This window comes from Plantactinospora mayteni (assembly GCF_016862935.1).
Taxonomy (GTDB): domain Bacteria; phylum Actinomycetota; class Actinomycetes; order Mycobacteriales; family Micromonosporaceae; genus Plantactinospora; species Plantactinospora mayteni.
In genome coordinates, this window is record NZ_BONX01000002.1 from 338,902 (window position 1) to 359,272 (window position 20,371).

Here is a 20,371-nt window from a genome sequence, read left to right on the forward strand (position 1 = left end):
GCGCCGCCCCGCCGGATGACGGCGGGGCGGGCTCCTCCACGATGCTCACGATGCGGTCCCCGGCGGCCCGGCGACCGGACCGCGACGGCACCACTCCAGTACCGCCATCGCGCTGTGCAGCTTGTTCTCCGCCTGCTCGAAGGCGATGCTCGCCGGGCCGTCCAGCACCTCGGCGGTGACCTCCTCGCCCCGGTGCGCCGGCAGGTCGTGCATGAAGACCGCGTCCGGGCTGCCGGTCCACAGTGCACTGTTGACCTGGAACGGTGCGAAGATCTCCCGCCAGTTCGCGTCCGGCTTGCTGGTGCCGGTCGTCTGCCACCGGGTGGTGTAGATGACGTCGAAGCCGCCGGGCAGCTCGGACATGTCGTGCCGTTCGCAGATCGTCGCCGTACCCCGGGCCGCCTGCGCGGCGGCGGTCGCGGTGATCTCCTCGGTCAGCCCGTAGCCGGGTGGCGTACGCAGCTCCAGGTGGGTACCGGCGTAGCGGGTCAGGGCCAGGGCGAGCGCGGCGGCGCTGTTGTTGCCCTCGCCGACGTAGAGCACCCGCAGCCCGTCGATCCGGCCGAAGTGGTCGAGCAGGGTGGTCAGGTCGGTCAGCGCCTGTGTCGGGTGCTCGTCGGCGGTCATCGCGTTGACCACCGACATCCGGTCCTGGTCCGCCATCTGGCGCAGCTCCGCCGGATCACCCGAGGTCCGGGCAACCAGCACGTCGAGCATCCGGGACATCACCCTGCCGGTGTCGGCGTGCGTCTCGCCGGTGTTGAGCTGGAGGTCGTCCGGCCCGTACGCGACGATCTGCGCGCCCAGCCGCAGCGCACCGCTGGAGAACGCGGTCCGGGTCCGGGTCGAGGTCTTCTTGAAGTAGACGCCGACCACCTCGCCGTCGAGCGGCCGTTCCCGCCGGAGCTGCCCGGACCGGAACCGTACCGCCCGGGCGACGATGGACCGCAGGTCCTCGTCGGTCAGGTCGTTGATCGAGATCAGATGCCGCACCGCCCGCGTCTCCTCCTCCTTCGCCGTGCCACCGACCGGCGGCGCGTCCCGGGCCCAGTCGGCCGCGAATCCGGCGCGGCCGGCCGGCTCCCCGAGCCGGATGGTCTCGCCGTCGTCGGCGGTGGCGTACCCCGCCGGCTCCGCCCCGCCGCCGGACCGCTCGGCCCAGCCGGCCAGCTCGGTGGCGACGAACGCCTGCACCGCCTTGCCGGACTCCGAGTTGGTCAGCACCACGAAGCCGTCACCGGACCGGAGCCGGCCCAGGGTCATCGCGCGGTAGCCGGTCGTCTCGCCCGGATGCCCGAACTCCAGATCCGGCGCGGTGTCGTCGACGACCGTGCCGAGACCGTAGAAGCTGCCCGGCGAGGCGACCGCCACCAGTTCGGCGGCGAGTTCCGGGGTGAGCAGTTCGCCGCCGCCCAGGTGCGCGCGGTGGATCTCTGCCAGCACCCGGGCCAGGTCCGCGGCGGTCGTCCAGAGACCCCCGGCCGCCAGCGCCGGCCGGTTTCGCCAGCCACCGGGTACGGGTACCCCGTGCTCGTCGTGGCCGAGCGCGACCGGGCGGGCCGGGTCGGCCGGGAACGCCGGGTCGAAGCTGCTGCCGGTCATGCCCAGCGGTACGAAGACGAGCCGGCGGATCAGCTCCGGGAACGCTTCCCCGGTCAGGTCGACCAGCACCTGTTGCAGTACCGCGTAGTGGCTGTTGGTCTTCCGGAACGACTCCCCCGGCACCAGCTCGGGCCGGACCGGCGCGGAGCTCGCGGGCGGGCGGCCGTACAGCACGTCGAGTAGGGACGGGGCCGGCTCGGTCGGGGCGTACCCGGTGTTCGGGCTGGTGGAGAGGCCGGAGAGGTTGGCCAGCAGGTGTCGTACGGTGACCGGGGCCGGGCCGTCCGGCAGCCGCCACGAGGTCAGGTACCGGTTCACGTCGGCGTCCAGCTCCAGCCGCCCCTGCCGGACCAGCCGGAGTACCCCGAGCGCGGTGACGTGCTTGCTGATCGAGGCGACCTGGAACGGGGTCTCCGGGGTGACCGGCTCGGCTCCGCCGGCGACCAGTACGCCGTAGCCGCGTACCGCGACGACCTGGCCGGCCCGGACCAGCGCGACGCTCGCCCCGGGCACGCGGTGTTCGGCCATGGTGGGCAGCGGCGACGGCCCGGCGGCGAGCCGACCGGCCGGACCCGCCTCGACCCGGCTGACCGGGACCGGGGTACCGGCGACCGTCACCGGCTCGGCCGCGACGACGGCGACCGGGGCTGGCGCGCCCGACCCGGCGACGGCGACGGGCCCCGGTTCCGCGACGACGACGGCGGGGACGGCGATGGCAGGCTCCGGTTCCGCGACGACGACTGCGGCGGCGGCAGGTTCCGGAGCCACGGCGCCGGCCTTGGCCGGCCGGATGACCGGGAGGAGCTGGGTCGGTTCGACGAGGACACTGGCCGGGGGCGGCGCGCCGAGCGCGATGGCCAGTTCGGCGACGGTGCCGTGCTGGTAGAGCATCCGCAGCGACACCTCCAGCCCGGCCTTGCGGGCGGCGGTGACGAGCTGCACGATCCGCATCGAGTCGGCGCCCAGGTCGAAGAACTTGTCGTGCACACCCACCCGGTCGATGCCGAGCACCTCCACGCAGATCTTGGCGATCCGCCGCTCGGTCTCGTTGCGCGGCGCCACGAAGTCGCGCTCACCGCCGAACGAGGTCCGCTCCGGCGCCGGCAGCGCCCGCCGGTCCACCTTGCCGGCCGAGTTCAGCGGCAGCGCGTCCAGGGTGACGAACGCGGCCGGCACCATGTAGCCGGGCAGCGCCGCGGCCAGGAAGTCCCGCAGCTCGGCCGGCTCGACCGGCCGACCGTCCACCGGTACGACGTAGCCGGCGAGCCACTTCTCGCCGCCCACGTCCTCCCGGGCCACCACCACACCGTTGCGGACCTGCGGATGGGCGAGCAGCCGCTCCTCGATCTCCGGCAGCTCGATCCGGTGCCCCCGGATCTTCACCTGGTGGTCCGCCCGACCCAGGAACTCCAGGTTGCCGTCCGGCAGGTACCGGACCAGGTCACCGGTGCGGTACATCCTGGTCCCGGCGGCCTTGCCGAACGGCTCCGGCAGGAACTTCTCGGCGGTCAGCTCGGGACGGTTGACGTACCCGCGGGCGACGCCGTCACCGGCGATGTAGAGCTCGCCGACCACGCCGACCGCGACCGGCTGGAAGTCCCGGTCCAGCACGTAGGTCCGGGTGTTCGCGATCGGTCGGCCGATCGGCACCACCTCGACGTCGCCGGGCACGTCCCAACTGGTGGACCAGATGGCGGTCTCGGTCGGGCCGTACACGTTGACCAGTCGCTTCACCCGGCCGCTCAGGTCACCCGCCAACGCCGGGGGCAGCGCCTCGCCGCCGACCAGCGCGACCACCGGCCGCTCGCCGAAACCCGCGTCCAGCAGCAGCTTCCAGCCCGACGGGGTCGCCTGGACGTGCGTCACCGGAAAGCGGTCGAGCAGGCTGAGCAGTTCCGGGCTGTCCCCCACCTCGTCGTCGTCGGCCAGCACCAGCCGGCCGCCGGTGACCAGCGGGAGATACAGCTCCAGGCCGGAGATGTCGAAGGAGAGCGAGGTCGCGGCGAGCCAGACGTCCTCGGTGCCGGCGTCCAGCAGCCGGCGCATCGAGAAGAGCAGGTTCAGCAGCGCCCGGTGCGAGATCTGCACGCCCTTCGGCCGGCCGGTCGAGCCGGAGGTGAAGATGATGTACGCGAGCTGGTGCTGGTCGTCGCGGCCGGGCACCGGCTCCGCCGGCCGGGACTCGATGACCTTCTCGTCCCGGTCGGCGAGGACGTGCCGGCCGGAGTAGACGCCCTCCAGCCGGCCGATCACGTTCGACTCGCTGACCACCAGTTCCGCCCCGGCGGTCTCCAGCATGTAGCCAAGCCGTTCCGGCGGCAGGTCCGGATCCAGCGGTACGTAGGCCGCGCCGGCCTTCCAGACCGCCAGCAGCCAGGCCACCAGGGACGGTTCCCGCCCCAGCAGCACCCCGACCACCGTCTCCGGTCCGACCCCGACCGCCCGCAGGTGCTGGGCGTATCGGTTCGCCAGCGCGTCGAGTTCGGCGTACCGGACCCGCTCGCCGCCCTGGACCACCGCCACCGCCTTCGGGGTGGCCGCGGCCTGTGCCTCGACAACGTGGTGCACTGATCGACTCATGCTGCTCACCAATCCACGGCTGTGTCGTTCCAGTCGGTCAGAACCGCGTCCCGTTCCCCCGCCGGCATGTACGTCCCCCGGGCGTCACCGTCGGCACCGGAAGCCATCGACTCCAGCACCGCCCGGTACATCGCCACCACCCGCTCGGCGTTCTCCGAGGTCAGCGCGGAGCGCCGGACCCGCAGCATCAGGTGCCCGGGGCCGGTCGAGACCGCGAGCGCGAACTCGTTGGCGGCGTCACCCGCACCGGCCCGCACGTCGACGAGATCCGTGTCGACCTGGTGGAAGTCCTGGTAGCTGAACATCACCTCGATGAGCTGCCGCCCACCGACCTGACGCTGGATCGCCGGCATCGGATAGCGCCGGTGCGGCCAGAGTTCGACCTCGCGGTCGAAGACCTGCCGGACCAGTTCGCCCCAGGTGCCGGCCGTCCGGTCGTGCGCGAACGGCAGGGTGTTGAGGTACATCCCGTACACCTTGTCGGCGCCGTCGACCTCGGGCCGGGCGCTGCACACCAGGCCGGTGAAGAACGCCGGCTCGTCGGTGAGCTGGCTCATCACCTTCAGGTGCGCCGCGTGCAGCACCGCCTTCAACGAGGTACGGGTCGACGTCGCCAGCGCCCGCAGCCCCGGCTCCAGGTCCGGGAACCCGACCGGGATCCGGAAGCTGCCGGCCTCGTCGGCGGCGCCTCCCCAGCCGGCCGGCAGGGTGAACCGGGTGTGCCGGGTGACGGTCCCCTGCCAGTAGTCGCGGTCCGCCGCCGATCCCAGCGAGTCGAGTTCGGCGGCGATGAAGTCCGCGTACCGGACCTTGGGTGCGGTGACCGGCTCGGGGGTGTTGCCGGCGGCGAGCTGCCGGTAGAGGTCGAGCACCTCCATCAGCAGCGACTGCTGGCTCCAGCCCTCGGTGATCGCGTGGCACTGGGTGAAGCCGAGCCGCCAGGCGTCGTCGCCCTCCACGAAGCCGGCCATCCGGAGCAGCGGCGGGCTGGCCAGGTCGAACAGGCTCGCCCGCTCCCTGGCGATCAGGTCGCGCAGGGCCCCCTCCTTGGCCGTCTCGTCCAGGTGCCGTACGTCGGACACCTCGACCGGCATCTCGGCCGTGCCGTGCACGATCTGCATCGGCACCGAGTACGTGGTCAGGTCGAACGAGGTCCGCAGCAGTTCGTGCCGCTCGACCACGATCCGGGCCGCCTCGCGCAGCGCCGCCGGTTGGAAGGGCTGCTCGTCGCGGATCCGGTAGAAGCTGGTGTTGTGGTAGCGGTTGCCACCCACCCCGCCGAGCATCTCCACCACCATGCCGAGCTGGACCTGCGACAGCGGGTACGCGTCGACCACCCCGGCCGGCAGCGCGGCCCGGTCCTCGTCGGAGAGCAGGGCGAACGGCGTCACCGTACCGGCCTCGGCCGGCTGGTCGGCGACCGTCTGGCCGGAGAGCGTCTCGGCGAGTTCGCCGACGGTGCGGTACTGGAACACGTCCCGGACCGCCACCTCGAACCCGGCCGCCCGCAACTTCCCGACCAACGCCACCGCCCGGATCGAATGCCCACCCAGATCGAAGAAACTCTCCGTCACCCCAACCCGGTCAAGCCCAAGCACCTCCCGCCACACCGCCGCAATCCGCTCCTCCACCGGCGTACGCGGACCCACAAAAACAGGCCCCGCATCCACCGCAGCGGTATCCGGATCCGGCAGCGCCCGACGATCCACCTTCCCGTTCGCGTTCAACGGCAGCGCATCCAGCGACACGAACGCCGCCGGCACCATGTACTCCGGCAACCGGGTCGAGACATGCGCGGTCAACCCCGCCACGTCCAGCACACCGTCGACCGGCACGCAGTAGGCGACCAGGCGCTTGTCCGACGCCGCACCCACCGCGACCACCACCACATCGCGAACCGCATCATGCTCCAGCAACACCGACCGGATCTCACCCAACTCGATCCGATACCCGTGCACCTTCACCTGGTCATCGACCCGACCGACGAACTCGACGTCACCGCTGGGCAGCATCCGCACCTGGTCACCGGTCCGGTAGAGCCGAGCACCCGCCGAACCGAACGGGTCCGGCACGAACCGCTCCGCCGTCAACTCCGGCCGGTTCACATAACCCCGAGCCACCCCGACCCCACCGACATACAACTCACCCAACACACCCACCGGGACCGGCGACAGGTCGGCGTCCAGGACGTACATCGACATGCCCGGCAGCGGGCGGCCGATCGGCAGCACGTCGGCGGTCTGCGCGCCCTGCACCGGGTAGATGCAGGTGCCGACGGACGCCTCGGTGGGGCCGTACTCGTTGACCAGGCGGCCGTCGCCGAGGATCCGGCGCCAGTTCTCGGCGACCGGGCCGGGCAGGGCCTCGCCGGCCACCACCACGACCTCGGCCAGCGCGGCGAGCTGGGCGTCCTCGGCCTGCTGGCCGATGATCTCCAGGTGCCCCGGGGTCAGCTTCAGGAAGCTGAACGGACCGGCCGCCACCAACTCCCGACCCAGATCCGCCATGTCCAGATCCGGACCCGCCAACCACACCCGCTGACCCGACACCAACGGCGCCCACACATTCGGCACCACCAGATCGAACGCCACCGACGAGAACAACGCCGAACCACCCACACCACGACCAGCCAACTCCCGCGCCGCCCACGACACATGGTTGACCAACCCACGATGCGACACCGCCACACCCTTGGGCCGACCCGTCGACCCCGACGTGAAGATCACGTACGCCAACCGGTCGAGGTCGGCGGGTTCGGCGATCGGGGTCGACGGACGGTTGCCGATCTCCAGGCGCTCGGTGTCGACCAGGACGCAGTCCAGCGCCGGGTCGAACCGGTCCGCGTGCCGGGACCGGGTGACCACCACCCGGGCACCGGCGTCGGCGAGCATCGTGTTCACCCGGTCGGCCGGGAACGAGGGGTCCAGCGGCACGTACGCGCCACCGGTCTTCCAGACCGCCAGGAAGGTGGCGATCAGGTCCGGGCTCCGGTCCAGCAGCACCCCGACGAGGGACTCCGGGCCCACTCCCCGGGACCGCAGGTGCCGGGCCAGCCGGTTCGCCCGGGCGTCCAGCTCCGCGTAGTCGAGTTCCAGCTCGCCGAGCGCCACCGCGGTCCGGTCCGGGTGCGCGGCGGCCACGTCGGCGACCAGCTCCGGCACGGTACGCGTCGGCGCCGCGGTGGGGTTGACGGCGTACTCGCCGAGCAGCCGCTCCCGCTCGTCCGCCGGCAGGTGGTTGTCCCGGGCGTCGCCGTCGGCTCCGGTCGCCGCCATCGCCGCCAGCACCGCCCGGTACATCGCGCCCAGTCGGGTCGCGTCCGGCCGGCTCAGCATGTGCGTGTCGGCGGTCAGCACCAGGCTGCCGGTCATCGCGGCGACGGCCAGGCCGAACTCGGTGGCTCCCTCGCCGAGGCCGGACTCCACGTCGACCAGTTCGGTGTCGACCGCGTCGAAGTCCTGGTAGCTGAACCGCACGTCGAGCAGGCGCTGGCCGTCGGCCAGGTCCCGCTGGATCGCCGGCATCGGGTAGCGCCGGTGCGGCCAGAGTTCGACCTCGCGGTCGAAGACCTGCCGGACCAGCTCACCCCAGGTCGCCGCGCCCCGCCGGTGGGCGAAGGGCAGGGTGTTGAGGTACATCCCGTAGACCCGGTCTGCGCCGTCGACCTCGGGCCGGGCGCTGCACACCAGGCCGGTGAAGAAGTCCGACTCGTCGGTGAGCTGGCTCATCACCTTCAGGTGCGCCGCGTGCAGCACCGCCTTCAGGGAGGTACGGGTCGACGTCGCCAGCGCCCGCAGCTCGGGCTCCAGGTCGCGGACCGGCACGGTGACCGAGTACGGCTCCCGGGGCGTCGACGGGTCGGCGGCCCAGCCGGTCGGCAGCGACAGCTTGGTGTAGCCGTCGACGATCCCGCGCCAGTAGTCGCGGTCCTCCGTCGACTCCAGCGAGTCGAGTTCGGCGGCGATGAAGTCCGCGTACCGGACCGCCGGGCGGGTCGCCGGAGTCGGGGTGCCGCCGGCCCGGAGCTGCTGGTACAGCTCCAGCAGCTCGGTCAGCATCGCGCGGTGGCTCCAGCCCTCGGTGATCGGGTGGGAGACCGTGACGGACATCCACCACGCCTCGTCGCTCTCCTCGTGCACGGTGAACCGCAGCAGCGGGGCCACCCCGAGGTCGAACAGCTCGGCCCGTTCCGCACCGGTGAACTCCCGGATCGCCTGCTTCCGCCCGGCCTCGTCGAGCTGCCGGATGTCGCGTACGCCGATCGGGATCTCGGCGGTGCCGTGCACGAGCTGCATCGGCACCGCGTACGTGGTCAGGTCGAACGAGGTACGCAGCAGTTCGTGCCGCTCGACCACGATCCGGGCCGCCTCGCGCAGCGCGTCCAGCCCGAACGGCTGCTCGGTACGCAGCCGGAACGAGGTGACGTTGTGGTAGGCGTGCAGGTCGGTGTCGGCCAGCATCTCGACGACCATGCCGAGCTGGACCTGCGACAGCGGGTACGCGTCGACCACCCCGGCCGGCACCTTGGCCCGGTCCTCGTCGGAGACCAGCGCGAACGGCGCGACGGTCGGCCCGTCGACGGTGGTTGCCCCGACGGTCGCCTCCGGCTCCGGGCCGGCCAGCCGCTCGGCGAGTTCGGCGACGGTGCGGTACTGGAACACGTCCCGAACCGCCACCTCGAACCCGGCCGCCCGCAACTTCCCGACCAACGCCACCGCCCGGATCGAATGCCCACCCAGATCGAAGAAACTCTCCGTCACCCCAACCCGGTCAAGCCCGAGCACCTCCCGCCACACCGCCGCAATCCGCTCCTCCACCTCGGTACGCGGCCCCACAAAAACAGGCCCGGCGTCCACGGCGGCGGTATCCGGATCCGGCAGCGCCCGACGATCCACCTTCCCGTTCGCGTTCAACGGCAGCGCATCCAGCGACACGAACGCCGCCGGCACCATGTACTCCGGCAACCGGACACCACAGTGCTCAACCAACACACCGACCGGAAGCTCACCGTCAGCCGGCACACAGTAGGCGACCAGGCGCTTGTCCGACGCCGCACCCACCGCGACCACCACCACATCGCGAACCGCATCGTGCTCCAGCAACACCGACCGGATCTCACCCAACTCGATCCGATACCCGTGCACCTTCACCTGGTCATCCACCCGACCGACGAACTCCACATCGCCACCGGGCAGCACCCGCACCTGGTCGCCGCTGCGGTAGAGCCGAGCACCCGGAACCGAGCCGAACGGGTCCGGCACGAACCGCTCCGCCGTCAACTCCGGCCGGTTCACATACCCCCGAGCAACCCCGACCCCACCGACGTACAACTCACCCAACACACCCACCGGGACCGGCGACAGGTCGGCGTCCAGGACGTACATCGACATCCCGGGCAGCGGGCGGCCGATCGGCAGCACGTCGGCGGTCTGCGCGCCCTGCACCGGGTAGATGCAGGTGCCGACGGACGCCTCGGTCGGGCCGTACTCGTTGACCAGTTCCGCGTCGGGGGCGCACTCCCGCCAGCGCTCCAGGGTGTGCCGGGTAAACGCCTCGCCGGCCACCACCGTGATCTCGGCGAGCCCGCTCGCCTCGCCCGGCGCGAGCTGGTGGGCGAGCACCTCCAGGTGGCCGGGGGTCAGCTTCAGGAAGCTGAACGGACCGGCGGCCAGCAGCTCAGGACCGAGGTCCGCCATGTCCAGATCCGGACCCGCCAACCACACCCGCTGACCCGACACCAACGGCGCCCACACATTCGGCACCACCAGATCGAACGCCACCGACGAGAACAACGCCGAACCACCCACACCACGACCAGCCAACTCCCGCGCCGCCCACGACACATGGTTGACCAACCCACGATGCGACACCGCCACACCCTTGGGCCGACCCGTCGACCCCGACGTGAAGATCACGTACGCCAACCGGTCCAACTCGACCGGGACGGTGAGCGGCGTCGCGGGCTGTTCCGCGATGGTCGCCGCGTCCCGGTCGACCAGGACCCGGACCGGGACGTCCGGGAACCGGTCGGCGTAGCCGGAGCCGGTCACCACCACCCGGGCACCGGCGTCGGCCAGCATGTCGGCGATCCGGTCGGCCGGGTGGGCCGGGTCCAGCGGCACGTACGCGCCACCGGCCTTCCAGACCGCCAGGAAGGTGGCGATCAGATCCGGACCCCGGTCCAGCAACACCCCGACGACCGACTCCGGCACCACCCCGCAGGCGCGCAGGTGCCGGGAGAGCCGGTTCGCCCGGGCGTCCAGCTCGGCGTACGTGAGATGCTGGCCGGTGGACTCGACCGCCGCCGCGTGCGGGTTGGCCATCATCTGCGCGACGAACCGCTCCAGCACGGCCGGGCCGGTCGGCTCGGCGGTGGTGCGGTTCCACTCGACCACCAGCCGCTGCCGCTCCTCGTCGGCGAGGAAGGTGCCCCGGGCGTCGCCGTGCGGGTCCGCCGCCATCGCCTCCAGCACGGCCCGGTACATCGCGCCCATCCGGTCACCGTTGGCCCGGCTCAGCACCCGGGGGTTGACCGCCATGGTCACGTAGCCGAGCCGGACCGCCACGGCGAGCGGGAACTCGGTCGGGCTGTCGTCGATGCTGGCCATGTAGTCGACCAGTTCCTTGTCGACCTGGTCGAAGTCGTGGTAGCTGAACCGGACGTCCATCAGCCGCTGGCCGTCGCCGAACTCGCGCTGGATCTCCGGCATCGGGAACCGGCGGCGCGGCCAGATCTCCATCTCCCGGGCGTACGTCCGCTGGACCAGTTCCAGCCAGGTCCGGGCGCCCCGGTCGTAGCCGAACGGCAGGCTGTTCAGGTACATCCCGTAGACCTGGTCGGCGCCGACCACCTCGGGGCGGCCGTGCAGCACCAGGCCGGTCAGGAACGACTCCTCGGCGGTGAGCTGGCTCATCACCTTCAGGTGCGCGGCGAGCAGCACCGTCTTCAGCGACGCCTTCGCCCGGCTGGCCAGCTTCCGCAGGTCGGACTCCAGGTCGTGGAACGGCACCCCGAGCATCAGCGACTCGCGCGGCGCGTCCTCGTCACCCCAGCCGGTCGGCAGGGAGAACCGGGCGTACCGGCCGACGATGTCCCGCCAGTAGTCCCGGTCCTCCGCCGAGTCCAGCGAGCGCAGCTCGGCGCCGATGAAGTCGGCGAACCGCAGCGGCGGTGCCTCGACCGTGGCCGGGGTGCCGCCGTCCCGGATCTCCCGGTAGAGGTCGAGCACCTCCATCAGCAGCGAGTGGTGGCTCCAGCCCTCGATGATCGCGTGGCACTCGGTGACCGACAGCCACCAGGTCTTGTCGTCGCAGACGTGCGCGTAGAGCCGCATCAGGGCCGGCTGGGCCAGGTCGAAGACGTCGGCCCGCTCCACCGCGGTGAACTCCCGCAGCGACCGGTCCAGCTCGGCGGCGTCCAGGTGCCGCAGGTCCCGCTCCCCGACCGGCATCTCGGCGGTCGGGTACACCACCTGCATCGGCACCGAGTACGTGGTCAGGTCGATCGCGGTACGCAGCACCTCGTGCCGGGCCACCACGATCCGGGCCGCCTCGCGGAGCGCGTCCAGCGCGAACGGCCGCTCGTCCCGGATCCGGAACGACGTCACGTTGTGGTACGCGTGCAGCTCCCCGTCGGAGAGCATCTCCACGACCATGCCGGCCTGGACCCGGGACAGCGGGTACGCGTCGCTCGCCCCGGCCGGCACCTTCGCCCGGTCCTCGGCGGAGATCAGCTCGAACGGCGCCACCGGGCGCTCCTGCTCAGCCGGTGCCGACCGGCCGTCGAGGATGCCGCACAGCTCGGCGACGGTACGGTGCGCGAAGACGTCCCGGACCGACACGTCCAGCCCGATCGCCCGCAGCTCGCCGACCAGGGCCACCGCCCGGATCGAGTGTCCACCGAGGTCGAAGAAGCTGTCGTGCACGCCGACCCGCTCCACCCCGAGCACGTCCCGCCAGATCGCCGCGACCCGCTCCTCGTCCGGGGTACGCGGGGCCACGTAGACCTGCTCCCCGGAGAGCGCGGCGCGGTCCGGTGCGGGCAGCGCGCGACGGTCGAGCTTGCCGTTGGCGGTCAGCGGGATCTTCTCCAGCGGCACGAACGCGGCCGGCACCATGTATTCCGGCAGGCTGCGGCCGAGGAACTCGCGCAGCTCGGCCGGGCTCGGCACCTGGTCGCCCTCGGCCACCAGGTAGCCGGCCAGCCGCTTGTCGCCGGGGATGTCCTCCCGGACCACCACCACGGCGTCCCGGACACCTGGGTACGCGGCGAGCACCGACTCGATCTCGCCCAGCTCGACCCGGTAGCCCCGGATCTGCACCTGGTCGTCGATCCGACCCAGGAAGTCCAACCCACCGTCGGGCCGACGCCTCGCCAGGTCACCACTGCGGTACATCCGAGCACCCGGCTCGACCGCGAACGGGTCCGGCACGAACCGCTGCGCGGTCAGCTCCGGCCGCTTGAGATAGCCCCGGGCCACGCCGGGACCACCCACGTGGATCTCCCCCGGCACCCCGACCGGGACCAGGTTGCCGTACTGGTCGAGGAGGTAGATCCGCAGGTCGCCGAGGGGGTAGCCGACCGGGTTGCCGGGGTCGGTGATGTCCTCCGGGCGTACCTGGTGGAAGCTGGAGTGCACCGTCGTCTCGGTGATGCCGTACATGTTGAGCAGGGCCGGGCGGTCCAGGCCGAACCGGTCGGTCCAGGGGGCCAGCTCGGCCATCTCCAGCTTCTCGCCGGCGAAGACCACCGCCCGCAACTCCAGGGCGGCGAGCCGGGGGTCCTCGTCCCGGGCGAACCCGACCAGGCTGCGGAACGCCGTCGGAGTCTGGTTGAGCACGGTGACCCGCTCCCGGACCAGCAGCTCCAGGAACTCGTCCGGTACCCGGGTCACCTCGCGCGGCACCACCACCAGCCGGCCGCCGTAGAGCAGCGCGCCCCAGAGTTCCCAGACGGAGACGTCGAAGGCGTACGAGTGGAACAGCGGCCACACGTCGTCGGCGGAGAACCGGTAGTGGGTCTCGCCGACGGTCAGCAGCCGGAGCACGTTGGCGTGGGTCAGGCAGACGCCCTTCGGCCGCCCCGTCGACCCCGACGTGTAGATGACGTAGATCAGGTTCTCCGGGCCGGAGAGCGGGGCCGGATCCTCGACCGGCTGCCCCGACAGGTCCTCCTCGTCCAGGTTGACCACGGCGCCGTCGGAGAAGCCGGCGACCATCCCGGCCAGCGACGACTGCGTCACGATCACCGCCGCGCCCGCGTCACCGACCATGAAGCCCAGCCGGTCCACCGGCTGGGCGGGATCCAGCGGCAGGTACGCCGCCCCGGACTTCAGTACGCCGAGCAGGGTCGGCACCAGGTCGATGCCCCGCTCCAGGCAGACCCCGACCAGGGACTCCGGCCCGGCACCGAGCGCCCGGAGCCGGTGCGCCAGCCGGTTCGCCCGGGCGTTCACCTCGGCGTACGTCAGCTCGGTGCCCTCGAAGACCACCGCGACGGCGTCCGGCGCGGTCGCCACCCGCTCCTCGAAGACCTGGTGCACGGTCCGGGCCGGCGGCACCGCGTCGACCCGGAACGGGTCGGCGACCCCGGTAACCTCGGCCCGCTCAGCGTCGTCGAGCAGGTCGACCGCGGAGAGCGCCCGGCCCGGGTCCGCGACGACGGCCTGGAGCAGCCGCACCAGGTGCCCGCCCATCCGCCGCATCGTGGACTCGTCGAAGAGCGCGGTCGCGTACTCCAGGTGGGCCCGCAGCCCGCCGTCGGCGGCCTCCTGGATCTGGAGCGTCAGGTCGAAGCGGGAGACCTGGGAGAGCGCGTCCAGCGCCGAGACCGCCAGCCCCGGCATCGCGTACCCGGCACCGCCCGCCTCGTGCATGGTGAAGGCGACCTGGAACAGCGGGGTACGGGACATGTCCCGCTCCGGCTGTAGCTCGTCGACGAGCTGCCCGAACGGCACCTCCTGGTGGTCGAAGGCGGCCAGTACGGTCTGCCGGTTGGCGGCCAGCAGCTCGTCGAAGGTGATGTCGGAATCCCAGCGGGCCCGCATCACCAGGCTGTTGATGCCGTAGCCGATCAGCCGGGACAGCTCGGGCCGGTTGCGCCCGGAGACCACCGTGCCGACCGGGATGTCGGTGCCGCCGGTGTACCGGGACAGCAGCGCCTGGTAGCCGGTGAGCAGCACCATGAACAGGGTCGCGTCGTGCCGCTGGGCGAGGTCGCGGAGCTGCCCGCCGAGCCCGGCCGGCAGCTCCAGCTCGACCACCGCACCGGCCCAGTCCCGGGTCGCCGGGCGCGGCCGGTCCGCCGGCAGGTCCAGCGGTGGCACCCCGGCGAGCTGCCGGCGCCAGTAGTCCAGGTGCCGCTGGTGCTCCGCCTGCGAGCGGTTCCGCTCCCAGGAGGCGTAGTCGGCGTACTGCACCGGCAGCGGGGCGAGGGTGCTGGTGCGGCCGGTGAGCGCGGCGGCGTACAGCTCGCTGAGTTCCTCGGCGAAGACCCCGACCGACCAGGCGTCGCAGGCGACGTGGTGGAAGACCACGACCAGCAGGTGGTCGTCGTCGGCCAGCCGGATCAGCCGGGCCCGGACCGGCCACTGGGTGGCCAGGTCGAACGGGATCGCGGGCTCCTCGGCGGCCCGCTCGAAGCCCCGCCGCTCCCGCTCCGACTCGGGCAGGTCGGTCAGGTCCGACACCGCCAGCCGTACCGGACCGGCCGGGTCGATCACCTGGATCGGCTCGCCGCCGACCAGCGCGTACCGGGTACGCAGGATCTCGTGCCGGCCGACCAGCTCGGTCAGCGCCCGGCGCAGCGCGACGGAGTCCAGCGTGCCGCGCAGCCGCAGCGCGAGCGGCACCAGGTATTCCCAGCTACCCGGGTCCAGCCGGCTCAGGAACCACATCTGCTGCTGCCCGAAGGAGAGCGGCAGCGGGCCGTTCCGGTCCACCCGGGTCAGCGCCGCGCGGCGAGCGCCGCGCACCCGCCCGGCGAGCCGGGCCCGCAGCAGTTCCTCCCGGGCCGCCTCGACGCTGCGCTCGATCGTGCCCTCGCCCGTGCTCATCCCTTTTGCTCCTTCAGCAACGCCAGGCCGGCCAGCAGGTCGGAATCGGAAAGCTCGTCGATCTCCGCGCGGATCCGCTCCTCGACCGCCTCGGCGATCCGCGCGATCGTGGGCCGCTCGAAGACGGTCCGGACCGGAAGGTCGATCTCGAACTCCTCCTGGATCCGGGAGGCCAGCCGGACCGCGAGGATCGAATGGCCGCCGACGGTGAAGAAGTTCGTCCGGGTACCGGCGTCGACGTCGAGCAGCTCGGCCCAGATCTCGGCGATCCGCTCCTCGACCGGGCCCTGCGGCGCGACGTACTCCGCGGCGTCCACCTCGGCGACCGTCCGGCCCGGTGCGGGCAGGGCGCGACGGTCGAGCTTGCCGTTGGCGGTCAGCGGGATCTTCTCCAGCGGCACGAAGACGCCCGGCACCATGTAGTCGGGCAACCGGCCGCCGCAGTGCCCGACCAGCTCGGCGACGCTCGGCGGGTTGTCGGCGTCGGACACGTAGTAGGCGACGATCCGCGGCTGGCCCGGCTCCGGCTCGTCGGTCAGCACCACCGCGTCCCGGATTCCCGGGTACTCGGCCAGCACCGACTCGATCTCGCCCAGCTCGACCCGGTAGCCCCGGATCTGCACCTGGTCGTCGATCCGGCCCAGGAAGTCCAACCCACCGTCGGGCCGACGCCTCGCCAGGTCACCACTGCGGTACATCCGAGCACCCGGCTCGACCGCGAACGGGTCCGGCACGAACCGCTGCGCGGTCAGCTCCGGCCGGTTCAGGTAGCCCCGGGCCACGCCGGGACCGCCGACGTGGATCTCGCCGGGTACCCCGATCGGCGCCAGGTTGCCGTAGCCGTCCAGGAGGTAGATCCGCAGATCGCTGAGCGGATAGCCGACCGGGTTGCCGGGTGCGGTGATGTCCTGCGACCGCACCAGGTGATAGCTGGAGTGCACCGTCGTCTCGGTGATGCCGTACATGTTCACCAGGGCGGGGCGGTCACCGAACCGGGCCACCCAGGGCGCCAGCTCGGCCATCTCCAGTTTCTCGCCGCCGAAGACCACCGTACGCAGCGCCAACCGGTCCAGCCGGGAGTCGCCGTCCCGGGCGAACCCGACCAGGGCGCGGAACGCCGACGGGGTCTGGTTGAGCACCGTCACCCGCTCCCGGACCAGCAGTTCCAGGAACTCGTCCGGCAGCCGGGTCACCTCGCGCGGCACCACCACCAGCCGACCGCCGTAGACCAGCGCGCCCCAGAACTCCCAGACCGAGAAGTCGAAGGCGTACGAGTGGAACAGCGTCCACACGTCGTCGGTGGTGAAGCCGAACCGCGGATGGGTGGTGCCGAACAGCCGCAGCACGTTGGCGTGGGTCAGGCAGACCCCCTTCGGCCGGCCCGTCGACCCCGACGTGTAGATCACGTAGATCAGGTCCTCGGGGTGCGACACCGACGCCGGGTTCTCCGCCGACTGCCCCGACAGGTCCTCCTGGTCCAGCACCAGCAGCTCACCGTCGAAGAACCCGGAGACCGTCCCGACCAGCGACGCCTGCGTGACGATCACCGGCGTACCCGCGTCGCCGACCATGAAGCCCAGCCGGTCCACCGGCTGCGCCGGATCCAGCGGCAGGTACGCCGCCCCGGACTTCAGCACGCCCACCAGGGCCGGGACGAGGTCGATGCCCCGCTCCAGGCAGACCCCGACCAGCGAGCCGGAGCCGATCCCGGAGGCGCGCAGCCGGTGCGCCAGCCGGTTCGCCCGGACGTTCACCTCGGCATACGTCAGCGAGACGCCCTCGAAGGTCACCGCCACCGCGTCCGGGGCGAGCAGTACCCGCTCCTCGAAGACCTGGTGCAGGCAGCGGTCCGGGGTACCGGTGCGGAACGGATCGGCCCGGCCGGTGCCGATCAGCTCGTCGACCGGGTCGAGGAAGTCGACCGTGCCGAGCCGCAGCTCCGGATCGGCGGTGACCGCCTGGAGCAGCCGGACCAGATGCCCGCCCATCCGGTCCACGGTGGAGCGGTCGAAGAGCGCGGTCGCGTACTCCAGGGCGCCGAGCATCGTGCCGTCTTCCTGGACCCGGACGAAGAGCGTCAGGTCGGTCTTGGCGATCTGCCACGCCTCGGTGAACGCGGCCAGGTCGTCCGCCTGTACCGCACCGCCGGTCAGTCCCTCGTCGTGCAGGTCGAAGGCGACCTGGAACAGCGGGGTCCGGGACAGGTCCCGGTCCGGCTGGAGGTCGTCGACGAGCTGCTCGAACGGCAGCGTCTGGTGGGCGAACGCGCCCCGGCAGACCTCCCGGGTCGCCTCCAGCGCCTCGCCGAAGCGCATTCCGGCGCTCAGGTTCGGCCGCAGCACCAGGGAGTTGAGGAAGAACCCGACCATGTCCTCCAGCTCGGGCCGGTTACGGCCGGCCACCGGAGTGCCGACGGCGACGTCCCAGCGGCCGGCGTACCGGGCGAGCAGGGTGCTGAACGCGGTCAGCATCGTCATGTACGGCGAGGCGCCGTACCGCCGGCCCAGGTCGCGGATCGCGCCGGCCAGCGCGGTCGGGATGGTGAACGGGGCGAGCGCACCCTTGGGGTCGCGGCGGGCCGGTCGGGGCCGGTCGGTCGGCAGGTCCAGCGGCCCGAGCCCGTCGAGGGTCTTCCGCCAGTACGCCAGCTCGGCCGCCAGCACCTCCTGGGTCAGCCAGCCCTGCTGCCAACTCGCGAAGTCCGGGTACTGGACCGGCTGCGCCGGCAGTTCCGGGGTACGTCCGGCCGCCACCGCCGCGCAGAGTTCCCGCAGCTCCCGCTCCAGCACCACCGACGACCAGCCGTCGCAGGCGATGTGGTGCAGGGTGAGCAGCAGTACCGACTCGCCCGCCGGGGCCCGGCCGGCGGTGGCCGGAATCCGCACCGAGGTCGGCGGGGTGGGCGTCGGCACGCCCGGGAAGCGGACCAGCAGCGCCCGCCAGACCGGGCCGGTGGCCAGGTTGAAGCCGCGCTCGAACTCGCCCCGGAACACCGTCTCCAGGTCGGCGGAGTCGGCCTCGACCACCCGCAGCTCGACCGGGCCCGGCGCGTCGATCACCTGGCGGGGCTCGCCGGCCTCCTCGACGTAGCGGGTGCGGAGGATCTCGTGCCGCTCGGCCAGCGCGTCCAACGCCTGCCGGACCGTGCGCTGGTCGACCTCCGGTCCGAGCCGGACGAAGAGCGGGGCGACCCACTCGGTGTTGCCCGGCTCCAGCCGGTCCAGGAACCAGAGCCGGCGCTGCCCGAAGGAGAGCGGCAGCGGCCCGGTCCGGGACACCGGGACCAACGGCGGGCCGTCGTCCTCCGGTACCGCGATCAGCTTCGCCTGCTGCTCCACGGTGGGCGCGGCGAAGAGGCCGCGCAGCGCGACCTTGCTGCCGGAGGCCGCCCGGAGCTGGTTGGCGAGCCGGGTGAGCAGCAACGAGGAGCCGCCGAGCGAGAAGAAGTCATCGTGCGCGCCGACCCGGTCCGCCTTGAGCAGTTCCGCCCAGGAACGGGCGACCATCCGCTCGGCGGCGGTACGCGGCGCCACGTACGGCGGGCGGCCGTCCTCGGCTGCGGACTCCGGCGCCGGCAGCGCGGCCCGGTCCACCTTGCCGCTGCTGTTCAGCGGGAACTCCGGCATCGCCACGAAGGCGGCCGGGATCATCGGGTCGGGCAGCCGGTCCCGGAGGAAGGTACGCAGCCGGTCGGCGCTCGGCACCCGCTCGCCGGTGACGTACCCGACGAGCCGCTTGCCGCCCTCGGCGGTCTCCACCGCGAGTACCACCGCGGCGCTGACGTCCGGGTGGGCGACCAGCGCGGACTCCACCTCGCCGGGCTCGATCCGGACGCCGTTCACCTTCACCTGGTGGTCGAGCCGCCCGATGTACTCCAGGGTCGCGTCGGCCCGCCACCGCACCAGGTCACCGGTGCGGTAGAGCCGGGACCCCGGCGGCCCGTACGGGTCCGGGACGAACTTCTCGGCGGTCAGGTCCGGCCGGCCGAGGTAGCCCCGGGCCACTCCGACCCCGCCGGCGTGCAGTTCACCGGCGACCCCGACCGGCACCGGGTCACCGTTCGGGTCGAGTACCAGCACCCGCAGGTTGGCCAGCGGCCGGCCGATCGGCACCGGGCCGGTCGGCAGCGCCGGGTCGTACGGGTGCGCGGTCACGTCGATGGCGCACTCGGTCGGCCCGTACGTGTTCCAGAGGCTGACCTTGAGCCCGTCGGTGAGCCGCCGGCACAGCTCGGCGTGCAGCGGCTCGCCGGCCGAGAAGAGCAGTCGCAGCGAGGTGCAGTCCCGCCAGCCCGGATCGTCGGCGACCAGCCGGAGCACCGACGGTACGCCCTGGAAGACGGTGACGCCGTACCGGCTGATCGCCCGGACCAGCGCCGCCGGGTCGTGCTCGGCGCCGACCGGGGCGAGTACCACCGCACCGCCGCTGACCAGCGGGGCGAAGAACTCCCAGCAGGCCGCGTCGAAGGTGAGCGCGGTCTTCTGCAACACCCGGTCGGCCGGGCCGAGGCCGTGCTGCCGGACCGCCCAGTCGACCCGGTTGGCGATCGCCGCGTGGCTGATCATGACGCCCTTGGGCCGGCCGGTGGAACCGGAGGTGTAGATCGCGTAGGCGAGGTCGTCCCCGGTCGCCGGGTTGACCGGCGCCTCGTCGGACAGCCCGGCGAGTTCGGCCGAGACGTCGTCGAGGCAGACCATCCGGGCGCCGGTACCGGCCACCAGCTCGGCGTGGGCCGATCCGGTGAGCACGATCCCGGCGCCGGTGTCGGTGAGTACCCAGGTCGCCCAGTCCCGCGGGTGGTCCGGGCTGAGCGGAACGTAGCCGGCACCCACCTTCCAGACGCCGAGCAGCGCGACGACCAGGTCCACGCCGCGCGGCAGGCAGACCCCGACCAGCGCGTCGGGCCCGGCACCGAGGCCGCGCAGGTACCGGGCCAGCCGGTTGGCCCGGCGGTCCAGTTCGGCGTACGTCACCTCGACGTCGCCGGCCAGCACGGCGACCGCGTCGGGCGTGGCCGCCACCTGGCGGGCGACCAGCGCCGGCAGGGTGTTGGCGGACCCGGCGACGCCGGCCGGCCCGCTGGAGTCGTCGACCAGGTCAGTCCGGCTTCGATCGGGGTTCATGGGTGCTCCTCA

The 20,371-nt window shown here is 72.4% G+C and carries 3 protein-coding genes and 1 pseudogene; all 4 read right to left on the reverse strand.

The window, feature by feature from the left end:
• Nucleotides 1-45: 45 nt before the first annotated feature.
• The 4 genes and pseudogenes from Pma05_RS43715 to Pma05_RS01865 all read right to left on the reverse strand — a co-directional run bounded on the left by Pma05_RS43715 (nucleotide 46) and on the right by Pma05_RS01865 (nucleotide 20,359).
• A complete protein-coding gene (locus Pma05_RS43715; protein ID WP_307836832.1) occupies nucleotides 46-993 on the reverse strand; it encodes an ornithine carbamoyltransferase in 948 nt (315 codons plus the stop codon).
• A 219-nt stretch (nucleotides 994-1,212) separates the two neighbouring features.
• Nucleotides 1,213-4,182: pseudogene (locus Pma05_RS01855) on the reverse strand (non-ribosomal peptide synthetase); the annotation flags it as partial.
• A 5-nt stretch (nucleotides 4,183-4,187) separates the two neighbouring features.
• Nucleotides 4,188-15,236 (reverse strand): non-ribosomal peptide synthetase, encoded by an 11,049-nt coding sequence (locus Pma05_RS01860; protein WP_203855456.1) that lies wholly within the window; start codon nucleotides 15,234-15,236, stop codon nucleotides 4,188-4,190.
• A complete protein-coding gene (locus tag Pma05_RS01865; protein ID WP_203855457.1) occupies nucleotides 15,233-20,359 on the reverse strand; it encodes a non-ribosomal peptide synthetase in 5,127 nt (1,708 codons plus the stop codon). Before Pma05_RS01865 ends, Pma05_RS01860 begins: the two co-directional genes overlap by 4 nt.
• Between the last annotated feature and the right edge of the window lie 12 nt (nucleotides 20,360-20,371).

Bases quoted from the DNA above. Each gene is read 5' to 3' on its own strand.
- Pma05_RS01860 (WP_203855456.1), bottom strand. From the start codon at position 15,236: ATGAGCACGGGCGAGGGCACGATCGAGCGCAGCGTCGAGGCGGCCCGG.
- Pma05_RS01865 (WP_203855457.1), bottom strand. From the start codon at position 20,359: ATGAACCCCGATCGAAGCCGGACTGACCTGGTCGACGACTCCAGCGGG.